Consider the following 15,567-nt stretch of genomic DNA (forward strand, 5'->3'; position numbering starts at 1 on the left):
TCTCTTTTCCAGGACACCGGATGTCCGACGGTTGATTCCCACTCGAATCACCGTTCATGCAGAGTCCGCTTCTTCACGAAAGGCAGGGAGAAATGAGAGCTCGTCGTCTGGCCGCAGCGGCGCTGATGGCCGGTGGGCTGGCATTCGGCACCGCCGCGGTCCCGGCCGCGGCAGCCTCCGCCCAGGCCGCCGAGGGCTGGCACCTCATGGGCCACTACAAATTGCGCAGCGAATGCGTCAACACCGGTTTCCGGGCGCTCGTCAACGGTGCCGCCCTGGACTTCCGGTGCACGCTCTCCGGTTCGCGTTTCGACCTCTACCTCTACTACTGACACGCGGCGGTCCCCGGCCCTGACCACAGGGCCGGGGGCCGTGCCCCGCCGGGCCGTCGTGCCGCCCCCGGGATTCGAACCCGGATCCTCCGCGACCTGAGCGCGGCGCCTCTGCCGTTTGGGCCAGGGCGGCGAGCCGCGCGTCCGGTCCGGGTGGCGTGGCCCGGGCGGACGCGGGTGGACCGTGGACCGGGCGGGGGTCGCCAATCCCGCCGCCGAGTCCCGGCCCGGTGCCCTCTCCTTTCAGGGCACTCGTGGACCGGCAGGGAATCGAACCCTGGACTCCTGCTTGCAAGGCAGGTGTGATCCCGCTTCACCATCGGCCCGGGAACCGCCCGCCGCGGACGCTCCGGGGGGAGCGCGGCCCGCGGGCCCCGCCGCGCCCTCGCGGTCGGCACCGCGGACGCCCGCCGCGCAGGCGGCGGAAACGGCGGAAAAGGCGGTCCAAAGGAAATGCATTCCACTGTGGAGTTGTCAGGCGTGTTTCCCCGGTAATCGGTTCCGGTCGCGGATCGGATCCGCGCGGGTGAATCGGTGCGGTATGCGCTCCGGCTCCGGAGTCCGTCCCCTCTCTTGTTCGTCCGGCTCCTGTGTTCGAAGATTAGGTTTTCGCATACGGAATGCCAAGTTGTTTTCTCCGCGGCCCCGCGCGGGCCGGGGGGTCGGCCAGGCGGGCCACGGCGGCTGTGGTTTCCCGCACCCCTGGACGACCATGTGCCCCATGGCGGCCGTACCCCGGTCGTTCCTAGTGTGAGACGCATGACGGAACGGCTGATCGACGTGATGGGAACACCCGGTGCGCCGCGAGCCGGCATGCGGTCGGCGGCCGGAGGGGCGAGGCTCGTCGGGGCGGCGGCCAGAGGGCTGAGGCTCGTCGGTGCGGTGGCGGCCGGCGCGGTGACCGCTCTCGCGGGGTTGCTGTTCGTGCTGGTGGCGACGCCGTTCGCGGACCGTCCCGCCGTGCGCGCGGCGGCCGCCCGGCTGACCGGGCTGGAGCTGCGGCGGCTGCGCCTGGAGCTTCCCGGCAGGGACGCGGAGGGCGAGCTGCGTTACCTGGCCGCCCGGACACCGGTGGGCCTGCTGGGCGGCATCGTGGTGCTGCTGCTCGTGATCGGCGTCGGCCTGGCGGTCACGCTGGCGTCGTCGTGGGGGCGCGGGGAGGCGTTCGACGGCATGCTGCCCACCCCGCCGCTGGTGGCCTACATAGGCCTGTCGGGCTTCGTGCTGCTGTTCCTGGACGTGTGCGGTCTGGTGGGGGTGGAGGCGCTGGAGCGGCGGCTGGCCGTACGGCTGCTCGCTCCCGACCCGACGGAGGCGCTGCGACGGCGGATCGACGAGCTGACCGTGAGCCGCGCCGGGGTGGTCGCGGCGGTCGACGCCGAACGGCGGCGGATCGAACGCGACCTCCACGACGGGGTGCAGCAGCGGCTGGTGGCGCTGTCCATGCTCGCCGGACGCGCCCGCCGGGGCCGGCCCGAGCTGCTGGAACAGCTGCACGAGCAGGCCCAGCAGGCGCTGGTGGAGCTGCGCGAGGTGGCCTGGCGGGTCTACCCGTCGGGGCTGGACGCGCACGGGCTGGCCGAGGCGCTGGCCGGGGTGGCCGAGCGGGCCTCGGTCGCGGTCAAGGTGACGTGCGAGTTGCCGGAGCGGCCTCCGGCGGCGGTGGAGGCCGCCGCCTACTTCGTGGCCGGCGAGGCGGTGACGAACGCCGTGAAACACTCGGGGGCCACCCTGGTCACCATCGAGGTGCGTCAGGAAGGCGCCACGGTGATCGTGCGAGTGGAAGACGACGGCACGGGCGGAGCCGACGCCGCCGGCGGCGGGCTGACCGGGCTGGCGCAGCGGGTGGCCGCGCTCGACGGCCGGTTCGCCGTGACCAGCCCGCCCGGCGGGCCGACCGCGATCGAAGCGGAGCTGCCGTGCGCATCCCGTCCCTCAGTCGCGTGAATCCGGGTTGAGGGACGGCGGGAAGCGCAGCACCCAGCGACGCTGCCACGGGGTTTCGACGGCCCGATGATGGTGGTGCTCGCGTGTCCAGGCGACGGCGTCGGCCGGGTCGAGACCGGCCAGGACGGCCAGGCAGGCGACGACCGTGCCGGTGCGGCCGACGCCGCCGTCGCAGGCGACCTCCACCGCGGTGCCCGCCCGCGCTCGCTCGTACAGCGCACGGATCTGCCGCACGGCCGCGTCGCGGTCGCGGGGCAGCAGGAAGTCGGGCCACCGGATCCACTCGTGCGGCCACCGCAGCCCGCTCTCGTGGCGGCGGCGGAGCCCGTCGGAACCCAGGTAGAGGCCGAAATCGGGCACGGGCCCCTCCGGTGGCGGACGGCGGAGGCCTCGGCCGCGGATCCAGGTGCCGTCGGGGAGCCGGAAAGCGCCTGCGAGCGGCGGTCCGTCCGCCGGACGGGCTGTCGTGCCGTCCACGGAGTCGTTCATGGGAGCCCTCCTGGTCTCGGGGGGAGCGGAGCCGTCTTCTTCGGACTTCTTCAGCGAGCGGGGCCGTCGAGTCGTCTTCGGGCTTCTTCAGTGAGCGGGGCTGTCAAGCCGCCGCCGTTCGCGGTGATTCGCGACATTGATCCGGTTACCGCACACGTCGGGCCTGCAGTAGACGCGACGGCCCCCGCGGCTGACGTCGACGAACACCCCGCGGCAGCCCGGGGCGGCACAGGCACGGAACCGGCCGTGCCCGAGCGCCCGGACGGCGCCGAGCAGCCCGATGCCGATGAGCGTGGCCAGTTCCTCGGCCAGCGGCGCGCCCGGTCTGGTCGGGACGTACCACTGCCACCGCCCGCCGGGATCGCGCTCCAGTACCGGCCTGAGCCCTGCCCGCCCGGCCAGCACGGCGCCGCCCGCGACGGCCTGGTCCTCCGTCTCGGTCTCCACGACGCCGCGTGCCTCCCGGCGCAGCAGGTGGACCTCGCGGAGATCGTCGGCGGTCGGCGGCCGTCCGCCCGCCACGGCGTCGAGCCGCAGCCCGTGTCCTGCCAGGAATCCCATCAGCGCGTCCGGGGTCGGCAGGGCATCGCCCGCCGCGGCCTGCACGGTGGGCGAGGTGTTGGCCAGATCGCCGGCCAGAGCGGCCCCGGCCGTGTAGTCGGTGATGGAGATCCGCACTCCGCACCCCGTCTCGGTAATCGAATAAATTGAACTATACCCATTACATCGATCACATGGGGATGACCGGACGCGGCCGGGGCGACGTGGGTCCGGCCGAGCGGCGGGAATGAGGCGCATGGCCGTACCGGGGGTACGGAAAACCGCAGGTTCAGGCGGACGGGCGCCTCATTCCGCCGGGCGGGCGGCCCGGCCTACCGTTCCCGACCATGATCGGAAAGTTGTTCGATGCGCCACGGCGGGTGCGGGCCGGGTCGGCGGCCCTGCTCGTCCTGGCCATGGTGATCATCCTGACGACCATGGCGGACAGCACCATGCAACCCCTTCCGGCCACCGCCCCGGACGACCGGTTCAGCGCGGGGCGCGCGCTGGTCCACCTGAAGGAGTTCGCCGCCGAACCACGGCCCGTCGGCAGCCGGGCCGGCGACCGGGCCCGGGACTACCTGGCCGGACGGCTGCGCGCGGCAGGGCTGGAGGTCGAGATCCAACGCTCGGTCGGTGCCCGCTCCGCGGCGGGGCTGGCGACGTTCGGCCAGGTCGACAACATCGTGGGCCGGCTGCGGGGAACGGACTCGACCGGCACCGTGCTCATCGCCGCGCACTACGACTCCGCAGCCATGGGGCCGGGCGCCTCCGACGACGGCGCCGCGGTGGCCGCGATGCTCGAGACCGTCCGGGCGCTCCGCGGCGGCTCCGGCCTGCGTAACGACATCGTGCTGCTCATGTCGGACGGTGAGGAGGACGGCGTGCTCGGCGCCGAGGCCTTCGTCCGGGAGCATCCCCTGGGCAGGACCGGCGGCGTGCTGCTGAACTGGGAGGCGCGCGGGGTCAGCGGCCCCTCGCTGATGTTCGAGACCTCCGCGGACAACGCCCGCCTGGTCGAGACGTTCGCAGGCGCCGTCCCCGCGCCGCGCGGCCACTCCGCCATGGTGGAGCTGTATCGGCTGCTGCCCAACAACACGGACTTCACCCCGCTGACCAAGGCGGGCTTCACCGGCATGAACTTCGCCTACATCCAGGGTTCCTCGCTGTACCACACCGCGGGTGACTCCATCGCCAACCTCGACCCGGGCAGCCTTCAGCACCACGGCGGCAACATGCTGGCGCTGGCGCGCGCCCTCGGCGGCACGGACCTGCGGACGCTGGCCTCCGATCACGACGCCACCTACTTCCGTGCGCTCGGCACCATGATCACTTATCCGGATCGGCTCGTCTGGCCGCTGGCGGTGCTGGCCGTCGTCGCGGTGGCCGGTCTGGCGCTGGCGGCCCGCGTCAGGCGGCTGCTGAGCCTGCCCCGGCTGATCGCGGCGACGGCCTCGGCCGTGGTGCCTCTGGCGGTGTCGGCCGCCCTGGCGCAGGGGCTGTGGGAACTGCTGGTGTCCTGGCGGCCCGCCTACGACCTGATGGGCGGCCTGCTGCACCGGCCGCGGCCGTACCAGGCGGCGATCGCGGTCCTGTGCGCGCTGGCGGTCCTCGGCTGGTACCTGGCGCTGCGCCGCAGGCTGGGCCCGGCGGCGCTGGCGGTCGGCGCGCTGGCCTGGTTCGCCGGGCTGGGCGTGCTGTGCGCCCAGGCCGCTCCCGGGGCGTCCTTCCTGTTCGCCCTGCCGGCGCTGACGGGCGCGCTCGGCTGGCTGGCCGCGGTCCTGCTCCGCACGCCTGCCCGGGCGCGGACGGTCGTGGCGATGTTCGGTCCGGTCACGGCCGCGATGCTGCTGCCGTCCCTGGCCGGGGACGTCTTCGACGGGATGGGTCTGGCACTCGGCGGAGTGAGCGCGTCGGTGCTGGCCTTGTCCGGGCTGATCGCGGTGCCGATCGCGGAGCTGTTCCTGCCCGATCCCGCCACCCGGCCGAAGCGGGCCGTCGTTCTCGCGGTGCCCCTGACGGCCCTGCTCCTCGCGGCGGGGCTGGTCGCCATCGGGCTCGTGGCGGACGACTTCGACGCCGACCGGCCGCGGCGCACGCATCTGGCGTACGTCATGGACGCCGCCACCCGTACCGCCCACTGGGTCAGCGCCGACGCGGACCCGGCGCGGTGGACCGAGCGGTACGTGTCCGGCCACGACGCCTCCGCGCTGCCCCCCGGGTACGCACGCGGCACGCTCCGGACCGGACCCGCACCGGCGATCGCCGCCGAGGGCCCGCGAGCCGACGTCCTGGCCCGCAGCGGGGACACGCTGGAACTGCACGTGGCCGCCGGGAAGGGGGCGCGCTCGGTGACGCTGCGGCTCGACCGGCCGATCACCCGCGCCACCGCGTCGGCCGGCCGGTTCGGGTCGGTGAGCGTGCCCGTCACCGGCACACGAACCGGTACCTGGCCCGCGGAGATCCGCTTCCGCGGCATCCCCGCCCGGGGAGTCCGGATCACCCTGCGCATACCGGAGCAGGACCGGATCCGCCTCACCGTGATCGCCGAGACCGACGGGCTGACCGCCGTGCCGGGCTTCGTCCCCAGACCTCCTGGACTGGTCGCCGCCACCAGGGAGGACGGTGACCTCACCGCGGTCACGCGCGGTTACACCCTGACCGGGGACTCCTGAATCCCGTCATGGGCGCCCGCGCGACCGGGGACGGCACGGCGGACCCCGCCGGGCGCGGCAGCGCCGGGCGGGGCCGGTGGACTCGGCGGGTCAGCTGAAGTTCACGTCGCTGCACAGGTAGTACGCCTGGTCCATGTGCGAGGCCTGCCAGATCGTGAAGACGACGTGGCGGCCGGTGCGCCCGGGGGCGCTGACGTTGAACGAGATGTTCTGGCTGGGGGCGTACCGGCCGGTCTGGTGGACCAGCTCCAGGTTGCTCCAGCGCAGCGGCTGGGTGGTGGCGTCGTAGCCCTGGCGGGTGACGTAGACCCGGAAGTAGTCCGCGCCGTGGCTGGCCTGGTCGTAGAGCTTGACGGTGAAGTTGTTGCGGATGTCGGTCGTCTTCCAGGCGCCCACGGCGTCGAGCGCGTTGTAGCGGCCGCCCTCGGTCCGGCCGCCGCTGCACAGCTGCCCGTCCGGGATCGCCGCCTGGTGGTTGCCGCCGACGCCGTTGCGGTACAGGCCGTTCCAGTTCCACATGGCGTTGGGGTTGGCCTGCCACGCCTGCCAGCACATGGGGTCCTGCTGCTGCATGGAGGGGTTCAGGTGGTCGTTGCCCCAGCGCTGCCAGCAGCCGTAGTTGCGGGACGCCGGGTCGACGATCGACCCGTGGGCGGATGCGCTCTCGGCCAGGGGGATCAGGAAGAGTGCCGCCGCGGACAGCAGGGCCATGGAGCGAAGCGTCCGGCGGGGTCTTCCGGCGTGGTCGTCACGGTGCATCGTGCGGTCTCCGTCTTCCGGTCGGGGGGTTTCCGGTTGGTGGGAGCGCTCCCATTCGATGGAGATATTACCTGACAAGAGTCAGTGGTGACATCTGACTTCGAAAAGTTGAAAGTTTCATCCGATCATCGGTTTCCGCAGCGGAAACGCCTTCCCCCGCGACGGTGACCGGGCGGACACCTTGACAGGCGTCGCGCCTGCGGCGGTGGGGAAACCCTCAAGACCGGCCCCGTTCCGCCGATGGGCCTCCGTAAGGGAAACCGGAAACGTCGCAAGGAGGCCAGGGCATGCGAACAGGTCGGCGCGAGCGCACCGTGCCTCTCGGTGCGGCCCTGACCCGTCTCCTGACCCGCTTCCCGGCCCGTCCGCTGCCGCTGCGGGGCGCTGCTCCGGACCGGGCGCCGTCCCCGCCCCTGTCCTCGTCCCCGTCGCCGACGGCCGGCCTCGGCGTCCTCGCCGTGTTCAGCGCGGGGTGGTTCGTCCTCAACCTCGCGCATCCCATGGACATGTCCGTCGTGGCCTGGGTGCCGGTGGTCCTCAGCACGTTCCTCAGCGCGCACGCGTGCATGCGCACGGCGGGTCTCGCCTCCCTGGACGCCGCGGCGCGGCTGTTCTGGCGGTGGCTGGGCACGGCGGCGTTCATCATCGGGCTCGGCGTGGCCTGCAACGCGTACGAAGCGGTCGCCGGGCCCGGCGCGCCGACGCAGCAGCCCGGGCCGCTGACCACGGTGCTGTACCTCGGCGGTGTGCTGTCCGCCCTCTGGGCGCTGCTGCGACTGCCCGTCGCGCGCCGCTCGCGCAGGGAGCGGCTCACCCTGTGGCTCGACACGGGCATCGTCATGCTGGCCGCCGGCCTGTTCGCCTGGGCCTTCGCGGTACGCGGCTCGCCGGAACTGGCCGCGACCACAGGCTCGTCCCTGCCGGGGCTGGTCACCATCATGCTGGGGTTCGTCGCGATGCTCACCGCCGTCAAGCTGGCGCTGGCCGGTGCCGGGCCGCTGAACCGGGAGTCGCTGTCCGCCCTGGGGGCGGCGGCCCTGGTCGGGGCGACGGGCGGGGCGCTCATGCCACTGATCCAGTCCAGGCCGGACCTCAACGTCGCCCACGTCGCGGTCCCGATCACCTTCCTCCTCCTCGCGATCGCGGCCGAACGGCAGCGGGAGGAGAGGAGGGAGACCACCCGGGCTCCGGGACGGGGCAGGCCCTTCAGCCTGCTGCCGTACGCCGCGATCGCGGCGACCGGCGGCCTCCTGCTGGTCTCGACACGTACGGCGGGCCTGGAGACCCAGGTGATCGCGGCGGGCGCGACCGTCATCACCTGCCTGGTGGTGGGGCGCCAGATCCTGGCCTTCTACGACAACGCCGACCTGCTGGCCCGGCTCGACGCCAGCATGCTGGAACTGCGCCGGCACGAGCGACGGGCGCGCTCGCTCGTGCAGAACTCCTCCGACATCATCGCCGTCACCGCCGCCGACGGGACGCTCTCCTACGTCAGTTCGAGTGTCGAGCGCATCCTCGGCGTACCGGCCGACCGCTGGCTCGGCCGGCCCGTGGCCCACTGCACCCACCCGGACGACGTGCGGCTCCTCGGGAGGATGGGCAGGCGGCTCATGCGGGACCCCGGCGCCACCGCCACCTGCCAGGTCCGCATGCGGCACGCGGACGGGGACTGGCGGTGGCTGGAGCTCGTCGGCGCGAACCGGATGGACGACCCCGCGATCCGCGGCATCGTGAGCAACGCCCGCGACATCACCGAGACCAGGCGCGTCCAGGACCAGCTGGCGCACCAGGCCACCCACGACGCGCTGACCGGCCTCGCCAACCGGGCCCTGTTCACCGAGCGGACGACGAGCGCCCTCGCACTCGCCCGCACCGCGACCGACACCAACACAGGGACCGCAACCGCGACCGACACCGGGACCGGGAGCGGGACGGGGGACGACGCCGGAACCGGTGCGGGTCCCGGTGTCGGCGCCCGCGAGGTCGTGCTCGCCCTGGTCGACCTCGACGACTTCAAGACGATCAACGACCGGCTCGGGCACGCGGTGGGCGACGCGCTTCTGAAGGTCGTCGCCGACCGGCTCCGTGAATGCGTCGGACCCGATGACACGGTCGCGCGGCTGGGCGGTGACGAGTTCGCCGTCCTGCTGCGGGACGTCTCCGCGGAGGAGGCCGACCGCATCGCCGAACGCGTCGTCGTGGCGCTCGGCACTCCGGCCAGGGCCGCCGACCACGACCTGCTGGTGCAGGCCAGCATCGGCCTGGTGGCCGGCGGGCCGGACACGGACGCCAGCGAGCTGCTGCGCCGGGCCGACGTGGCCATGTACGCGGCCAAGGAGCAGGGCAAGAGCCGTTACGTCCGGTACACGGCGGAACTGGACGCCCGGACCGTCGAGCACGCCCGGCTGGGCGCCGAGCTGCAGCACGCCCTCGTCTCCGGGGAGCTGTTCCTGCTGTACCAGCCCGTGGTGGTCCTGCCCGAGGGCGAACTCTCCAGCGTGGAGGCACTGGTGCGCTGGCGCCATCCGGAGCGCGGGCTGGTCTCCCCGGCGGAGTTCATCCCGGTCGCGGAGCGCAACGGGATGATCGTTCAGATCGGTGCCTGGGTGCTCCGGGAGGCATGCCGCCAGCTGGCCGAGTGGCGGCGGCGGTACGGTGCCGCCGGGCCTGTGCGGATGGGCGTGAACGTCTCGCCCCGGCAGCTCCGGGAGCCGTCGTTCGTGCAGGCCGTCACGGACGTGCTGCGCGAGACCGGGCTCCGGCCGGAGGACCTCCTGCTGGAGATCACCGAGACGGCCGTCTTCGACGGCGGACCGGCGCTGGAGACGGTGCGGGCCCTGCACGCGCTCGGGGTCAAGCTCGCCCTGGACGATTTCGGCACCGGGCACTCCTCGCTGGGGCTGCTGCGCACCTGTCCCGTCGACGTGCTCAAGGTGGACAAGCTGTTCGTCGACGGGGTGACGGGCACCGTGGAGAACTCGGTGATCGCCACCTCGCTGGTGCAGATCGCCCATGCGCTGCGGCTGCGGGCCGTGGCCGAGGGCGTGGAGACCGAGGCGCAGGCCAGGAGGCTGTACCAGCTCGGTTACCGCCTGGCTCAGGGTTTCCACTTCGCGCCGCCGCTGCCCGAGGAGGAGGTCGGCCGCCTGCTGGCCGTCCGCGCGGCGGGCCTCGGCTGTGACCGGCTCGACCCGCCCGCCCTGGCCGGCTAGTCCGGCCGGCCCGTCCGGTGCACCTGTCCGTCGGTTGAACCGGCCCGTCCGGTGAATCCGGCGAAGAAATCAGGAGCCCGGTAAACCGGGCGGAGTCATCGGCCGTCCTGTGAGTGGGCGCGAAGGAAGACGTCCCACTGCTTCGAAAGTGGGGTGCGGCTCCTCCGAGGGGGTGTGGGCGCCCCTGGTCATCGTGCCCCGGTGACCAAAGGCGCCCTCCCCCGACGCGAGCGTGGCTTCCCCCTTCGATAACCTCACCCGCACCAGATGTATCTACCAGTAGTCGGTCGATCACATCAGGTGAATGTGCGAACACGGGGTGTGAACACGCTCTCTCGTTCCTGCTCCGTCCGGGAGATGGGGCCGTACGTCCAGAATTGAGGCTTTCCTTCTCGCCGCGGCCACGGCCGGTGTCCCGGCGGACCTGTGGAAGGACGGCCGCGAATCGCAGTCGCGGTGGTCCCGGCGGTGCGGATTTATTGATGCGACATCGCGATAGGAAGACGGCAGGATGGTTCCTCTTGTGGATTCTGTGAGGAGCCGGCCGTGACCACCTACCGTCGCGACATCGACATGCTTCGCGATCGGCGTTTCAGCCTGCTGCTCGCGGCGCGGACCATCTCCGTCCTGGGCAGTTCGTTCGCCCCCGTCGCACTCGCCTTCGGCGTCCTCGAACTGCCCGGTGCGACGGCCACGACGCTGTCGGTGGTCCTCACCGCCGAGGCGCTGCCGATGGTGGCGTTCATGCTCGTCGGCGGGGTGATCGCGGACCGCTTCCCCAGGCACCGGGTGATGATGGCCGGCGAGGCGCTCAACGCGGCGGCGTTCGCCTGCCTCGCCGCGATGCTGCTCACCGGCTGGACCCCGCTTCCCGCGCTGGTGACGGCGTCGGCGTGCAGCGGCATCGCCATGGCGGTCCTCTTCCCGGCGCTGACCGGCATCATCCCCGACGTCGTCCCGGCCGACCGGCTGCAGACCGCCAACGCCCTGCTCGGACTGGGCGCCAACAGCTCACGCGTCGCCGGCCTCGTGCTGAGCGGCGCCACGGTGGTCCTGATCGGCGGCGGCTGGGCGCTGGCGGTCAGCGCCGCGATGTTCGCCACGGCGGCGGTCCTGATCGCGGCGCTGCGCCTCACCCCTGCGGAGCGCACGGCGGGCGAGGGGCACTCGGTCCTCGCCGACCTGCGCGACGGCTGGCGCGAGTTCGTCTCCCGGCAGTGGCTCTGGGTGGTCGTCGCACAGTTCTCCGTGCTGGTCATGGCCGTGCAGGCCGCGCACGGCGTGCTCGGCCCGCTGGTGGCCACCGAACGCCTCGGCGGGGCGTTCGCCTGGTCGATGATCCTGGCGGGCGAGGCGGTCGGCATGATCGGTGGCGTCTTCATCGCGATGCGGCTGCGGCCCCGCCGTCCCATCCTGGTGGCGACGCTGCTGACCGCGCCCACGGGCCTGCCGTACCTCCTGCTCGGATCGGGCGCCCCGCTGTGGACGATCGTCGTCGGCGCGGTCGTGATGGGCGTCTGCTTCGACGTCTTCGGCGTGCTGTGGAGCACCACCATGCAGCGCGAGATCCCGGCCGAGTCCCTGTCCCGGGTCAGCTCCTACGACGCCCTGGGATCACTGATGTTCGGTCCGATCGGCCTGCTGGTGGCCGGGCCGGTCGCCGCCCTGATCGGTCCGGAGCCCGCGCTGCTCGGCTGCGCCGCGATCGTCACGCTGTCCGCCGTCGCGGCGCTGCTCTCCCCCGGCGTGCGCGGGCTGCGCGCCCCGGAGCCGGAGCCCGTCGCCGTCACGGGCACCGACACGGACACCGACACGGGCACCGACACGGGCACCGACACGGACACCGACACGGACAAGGTCCCGTCGCACTGATCCGGGCCGCCCGGATGACGGCCGGTGCCGCCGCCCGGGCCGCACCGCGCGGCGGGCGGACGCCGCTTTCCACGGGGTGCCCGGCATGGTGACGGTCCGGACCCACCGGGTAAGGGTGAATCCGGGGGCATGGCGTGACCAGGACGGTGGATACGGTTCGGGAGTCGCGGTGGTCGCAGGCGCTGCGGGTCACCGGTCTGTTCGACGCGCCCGACACGCCCGGCGCGTCCGCGCTGGACGCGCCCGCCCGGCTGGCGGCCCGGTTGCTCAGGGCGCCCGCCGCCCTGGTGGCGCTGGCCGACGGCGACCGGCTGGTGTGCCTCGGCGCGACGGGACCGGCCGGGCGCTGGACGGGACGGGACCTCGCCCCGCACCCGCCGTTCCGGTGGATCCTGGCCGCGGACGCACCGCTGGCCGTGACCGACGTGCGGGCCGACGCCCGGCTGGGCGGCATGCCCGCCGTCGACGGGCTGGAGCCGCGTGCCTGCGCCGCCTTCCCGCTGCGCGCACCCGACGGCGAGGTGCTGGGCGTGCTGTGCGTGCTGGACGTACGGCCCCGGGGGTGGGACCCGCGCGGGCTGCACCTGGCGGGAGAGGTGGCGCGTTCGGCGGAGGAGCAGCTCGCGGCGCGGTTGGACGAGGGGCGGGCACGACTGGCGGCGGCACGGCTGGGCACGGTCCTGGAACGGTCGCTCGACGCGTTCGTGTCCATCGACGCCGCCGGGACCGTGACGGCGTGGAACCCCGCCGCCGAGCGGCTGTTCGGCCACTCGGCGGACGAGGCCGTGGGACGGCCGGTGGACGAGCTGATCGTCCCGCGCCGGTTCCGGCCGCGGCTCCGTGACGAACTGGACCGGGTACGGCGAGCCGGCCCGCCGTACCCGTCCGGACGCCGGATCGAGCTGACCGCGGTCGATCGGACCGGGCGGGAGCGGCCGGTGGAGATGGCGCTACGGGTCCGCACCGAGCAGGGCGAACCGGTCCTGCACGCGTTCGTGCGCGACATCGGCCACCGGGTGGCGACGCGGCGGAGGCTGGAGCAGGAGCGGCGGTTCCTGACGGCGCTGATGGACAGCCTGGACGCCGGGGTGGTCGCCTGCGACAGCGACGGCACGGTGGTGCTGGTCAACCAGACGCTGCGGGAGATCGAACCGGCTTCGCGATCGGGCGCCGGTTCGCCCTCCCCGGAGGAGCTGAGGAAGGGCGACTGGAACGCCCTCTACGAGCTGTACGACTCCGACGGGCGGACCCCGCTGCGGCCGGAGGAGGTGCCGCTGGCACGGGCGCTGCGCGGGGAGCGGGTCGACGGCTGCGAGGTGACGGCCCGCGTGACCGGGACCGGGACGGATCTGCGCCGTTATCTGGTCAACGCCCGGCCGATCGAGGCCGCCGACGGGCGCTGCCTGGGCGCGGTGACCGCCATCCACGACATCACCGAGCGGCACCGGGCCGAGTTGCTGCGCACCGCGCAGGAGGCGGTGGCCCGGGTGCTGGCCGAGGCCGCCTCCAGCGGGCAGGTCGCCGCCGGCGTCACCGCCGCGGTCGCCGGCACGCTCGGCTGGACCTGCGGCGAATACTGGCAGGTCGACCCCGACGAGACCGTCATCCGGCGGCTGGGCCTGTGGGTCCGGCCCGGACGGGACCTTGACGCGCTGGTCCGCGACGAACCCGACGTGTTCCCGCGCGGGGGCGGTCTGGCCGGAACGGTGTGGGTGAGCGCCCGCCGGGCCTGGATACCCGACCTGGCCGCCGACCCGCTCGACTTCACCCGGAAACCGGCCGTGCTGCGCGTCGGGCTGCGTGCCGCGATGGGCCTGCCGGTGAGCAGCGGCCGGCGCGTGCTGGGAGTGCTGACCTTCTTCGCCGACACCGTCCAGGAGGCCGACGACGACCTGGCGGCCATGCTGGACGGCGTCTGCGCCCACATGGGCCGCTACCTGGAACACCGCCGCTCCCACGAGCTCGCCGTGGCCCTGGATGCCGAACGCCGCCACCTGGACCGCATCGTCACCCAGATCGACGACTACGTGTGGACGGTCGAGGTGACCGCCGACGGCACGGTCCACCCGGTCTATCTGGACTCCGACAGCAGCGTCGTGTTCGGCGGCAGGCTGCCTGCAGGCGCCGACGCCGGCGCGGTCATGGCCGAACTGGTCCACCCCGACGACCGGGAGTCCTTCGCCGCCTTCCACGCCGCCATCGCCGATGCCAGACCCGCCCGGCTGGAGTGCCGGATCATCGGGCTGGACGGGGTGACCCGGTGGGTGTGGATCCGGGCCCGGCCGCGCCGTGAGGGCGACCGGCTGCTGGTCGACGGCATCACCAGCGACGTGACCGAGCGCCGCCGCCTGGCCGAGCAACGCGAGCTCCTGCTGGCCCGCCGGCAGGAGCAGGTGCGCCGGCTGCGGGAGCTGGACCGGATGAAGGACGAGCTGGTGGCACTGGTCAGCCACGAGCTGCGCTCGCCGATCGGCGCCATCCGTGGTTACGCCTCCCTCCTGCTGGACGATCCGGAGCTGAGCACCGAGCAGCGCGCCTTCACGGACGTGATCGACCGCAAGAGCGCGCACCTGCAGCGGCTGGTCGACGACCTGCTGGATCTGGCGCGGTTGGACGCCGGACGGATCGCGCTCGAGCCGCGGCCGGTGGCGCTGGACGGACTGGTGCGCCAGGCGGTCGACGACCACCGGCCGGCGGCGACCGCCAAGCGGCTGGCGGTGCGGGCGGAGGCGGCCGCAGGGTTGTGGGTGCGGGCCGACCCGGTGAGGCTGCGCCAGGTGCTGGACAACCTGCTCTCCAACGCGGTCAAGTACACGCCGGACGGGGGCGAGGTCATCGTCATCGCCCGGCCGGGTGACGGGATCGGTGACGGCGGCGGCGGGGACGACGACGGAAGCGAGAACGGGAACGGCGGGAACAGCGGAGACGGAAGCGGGAGCAACAGCGGAAACGGAAGCGGGAGCGACGGCGGAAACGGGAGCGGGAGTGAAGACGGCCGGGGCGGCACGGTCACGGTCACGGTCGCGGACACCGGCATCGGGATCCCCGCCGAGCAGTACCCGCGGTTGTTCGGCCGGTTCTTCCGCGCGTCGACCGCGGTGGAGTCCGGGATCAAGGGCACCGGCCTGGGGCTGGCGATCACCCGGGCGATCGTCGAGGCGCACGGCGGCACCATCACCGCCTCCCCGAGGGAGGGCGGAGGAACGGTCTTCACCCTCCGCCTGCCCTCCGCCGGACCGCCCAGAGGGGAAACGCCCTGAAGGGAAACGCCCGGAAGGCGTCCTGGCCCGTCTCGGCCTCGGGATCCGGCCCGTCGGTTGCCGGTCGGTGAGGATCCGGCCCGTCGGTCCTGCCGGTCGGTGAGGATCCGGGCCGTGCTCGTGGCACAGGGCCGTGAGGATCCGGGCCGCCGGGATCCGACCGGATCGCACGACAGGGCCCCGGTGCATGGAAGCGCCGGGGCCCAAGAGTTCAACACCGTTGTTCCGACTGTCGTGTCGGATTCCTCATCCGCACGGCCGCCTCATCGAGAGGGGCGGGGCGCGGGAATCGCGTAGGCGTGACCGGAAACCACCTCCCGTTCATCCGGAACCGTTACACCCGCACGGCGGAAGCCGTTCCGCGGGTGCTCCCGATGGTGTCCGACCCTCCTTTCCGTGTCGCCGGTACCACTGCGTTCTCGCAGGCGGCACGTGGGCCGCCCGACGCGTCGGCGGCGGATCCCGCACGGCCGACGGTCAT

Annotated in this window: 9 protein-coding genes and 2 tRNA genes; 6 read left to right on the forward strand and 5 right to left on the reverse strand. The window is 73.2% G+C overall.

Features of this window, described 5'->3' with window-relative positions; genetic code table 11:
• Positions 1–92: 92 nt before the first annotated feature.
• Entirely contained in the window at positions 93–332 is a 240-nt protein-coding gene (locus HS048_RS04250; RefSeq protein WP_196466194.1) for a hypothetical protein, read from the forward strand.
• Between the two features lie 59 nt (positions 333–391).
• Here the strand turns inward: HS048_RS04250 and HS048_RS04255 are convergent.
• Together HS048_RS04255 and HS048_RS04260 are read right to left on the reverse strand one after the other, a co-directional pair.
• Positions 392–465 (reverse strand) — tRNA-Leu (locus HS048_RS04255).
• 122 nt (positions 466–587) lie between these two features.
• A tRNA-Ala gene (locus HS048_RS04260) sits at positions 588–658 on the reverse strand.
• A gap of 433 nt (positions 659–1,091) precedes the next feature.
• Between HS048_RS04260 and HS048_RS04265 the strand changes: the two genes are divergently transcribed.
• On the forward strand, positions 1,092–2,279 hold the full coding sequence (locus HS048_RS04265) for a sensor histidine kinase (RefSeq protein WP_230880721.1): 1,188 nt from the start codon (positions 1,092–1,094) through the stop codon (positions 2,277–2,279).
• Here HS048_RS04265 and HS048_RS04270 read toward each other — a convergent pair.
• Positions 2,268–2,768, reverse strand: coding sequence for a protein-tyrosine phosphatase family protein (locus tag HS048_RS04270; RefSeq protein ID WP_196466195.1), 501 nt, complete (start codon positions 2,766–2,768; stop codon positions 2,268–2,270). The two genes, HS048_RS04265 and HS048_RS04270, sit on opposite strands and share 12 nt — an antisense overlap.
• Before the next feature lie 87 nt (positions 2,769–2,855).
• Complete coding sequence (locus HS048_RS04275; protein ID WP_196466196.1) at positions 2,856–3,446, reverse strand: CGNR zinc finger domain-containing protein; 591 nt, start codon at positions 3,444–3,446, stop codon at positions 2,856–2,858.
• 209 nt (positions 3,447–3,655) lie between these two features.
• Between HS048_RS04275 and HS048_RS04280 the strand changes: the two genes are divergently transcribed.
• Entirely contained in the window at positions 3,656–5,983 is a 2,328-nt protein-coding gene (locus tag HS048_RS04280; RefSeq protein ID WP_196466197.1) for a M28 family peptidase, read from the forward strand.
• Between the two features lie 90 nt (positions 5,984–6,073).
• Here the strand turns inward: HS048_RS04280 and HS048_RS04285 are convergent, their stop codons facing one another.
• Positions 6,074–6,742, reverse strand: coding sequence for a lytic polysaccharide monooxygenase (locus HS048_RS04285; protein ID WP_068900223.1), 669 nt, complete (start codon positions 6,740–6,742; stop codon positions 6,074–6,076).
• Between the two features lie 287 nt (positions 6,743–7,029).
• Here HS048_RS04285 and HS048_RS04290 point away from each other — a divergent pair, with 287 nt between their 5' ends.
• From HS048_RS04290 to HS048_RS04300, 3 genes are all read left to right on the forward strand, one after another.
• Entirely contained in the window at positions 7,030–9,954 is a 2,925-nt protein-coding gene (locus HS048_RS04290; protein ID WP_196466198.1) for an EAL domain-containing protein, read from the forward strand.
• Between the two features lie 546 nt (positions 9,955–10,500).
• Positions 10,501–11,826: an MFS transporter gene (locus HS048_RS04295; RefSeq protein ID WP_196466199.1), complete on the forward strand. Its 1,326-nt coding sequence runs from the start codon at positions 10,501–10,503 to the stop codon at positions 11,824–11,826.
• 146 nt (positions 11,827–11,972) lie between these two features.
• On the forward strand, positions 11,973–15,086 hold the full coding sequence (locus HS048_RS04300; protein ID WP_196466200.1) for a PAS domain S-box protein: 3,114 nt from the start codon (positions 11,973–11,975) through the stop codon (positions 15,084–15,086).
• Positions 15,087–15,567 lie beyond the last annotated feature (481 nt).

The organism is Planomonospora sp. ID91781 (assembly GCF_015711595.1).
Taxonomy (GTDB): domain Bacteria; phylum Actinomycetota; class Actinomycetes; order Streptosporangiales; family Streptosporangiaceae; genus Planomonospora; species Planomonospora parontospora.

Bases quoted from the DNA above. Each gene is read 5' to 3' on its own strand.
- HS048_RS04280 (WP_196466197.1), top strand. From the start codon at position 3,656: ATGATCGGAAAGTTGTTCGATGCGCCACGGCGGGTGCGGGCCGGGTCG.
- HS048_RS04250 (WP_196466194.1), top strand. From the start codon at position 93: ATGAGAGCTCGTCGTCTGGCCGCAGCGGCGCTGATGGCCGGTGGGCTG.
- HS048_RS04265 (WP_230880721.1), top strand. From the start codon at position 1,092: ATGACGGAACGGCTGATCGACGTGATGGGAACACCCGGTGCGCCGCGA.
- HS048_RS04285 (WP_068900223.1), bottom strand. From the start codon at position 6,742: ATGCACCGTGACGACCACGCCGGAAGACCCCGCCGGACGCTTCGCTCC.
- HS048_RS04290 (WP_196466198.1), top strand. From the start codon at position 7,030: ATGCGAACAGGTCGGCGCGAGCGCACCGTGCCTCTCGGTGCGGCCCTG.
- HS048_RS04270 (WP_196466195.1), bottom strand. From the start codon at position 2,768: ATGAACGACTCCGTGGACGGCACGACAGCCCGTCCGGCGGACGGACCG.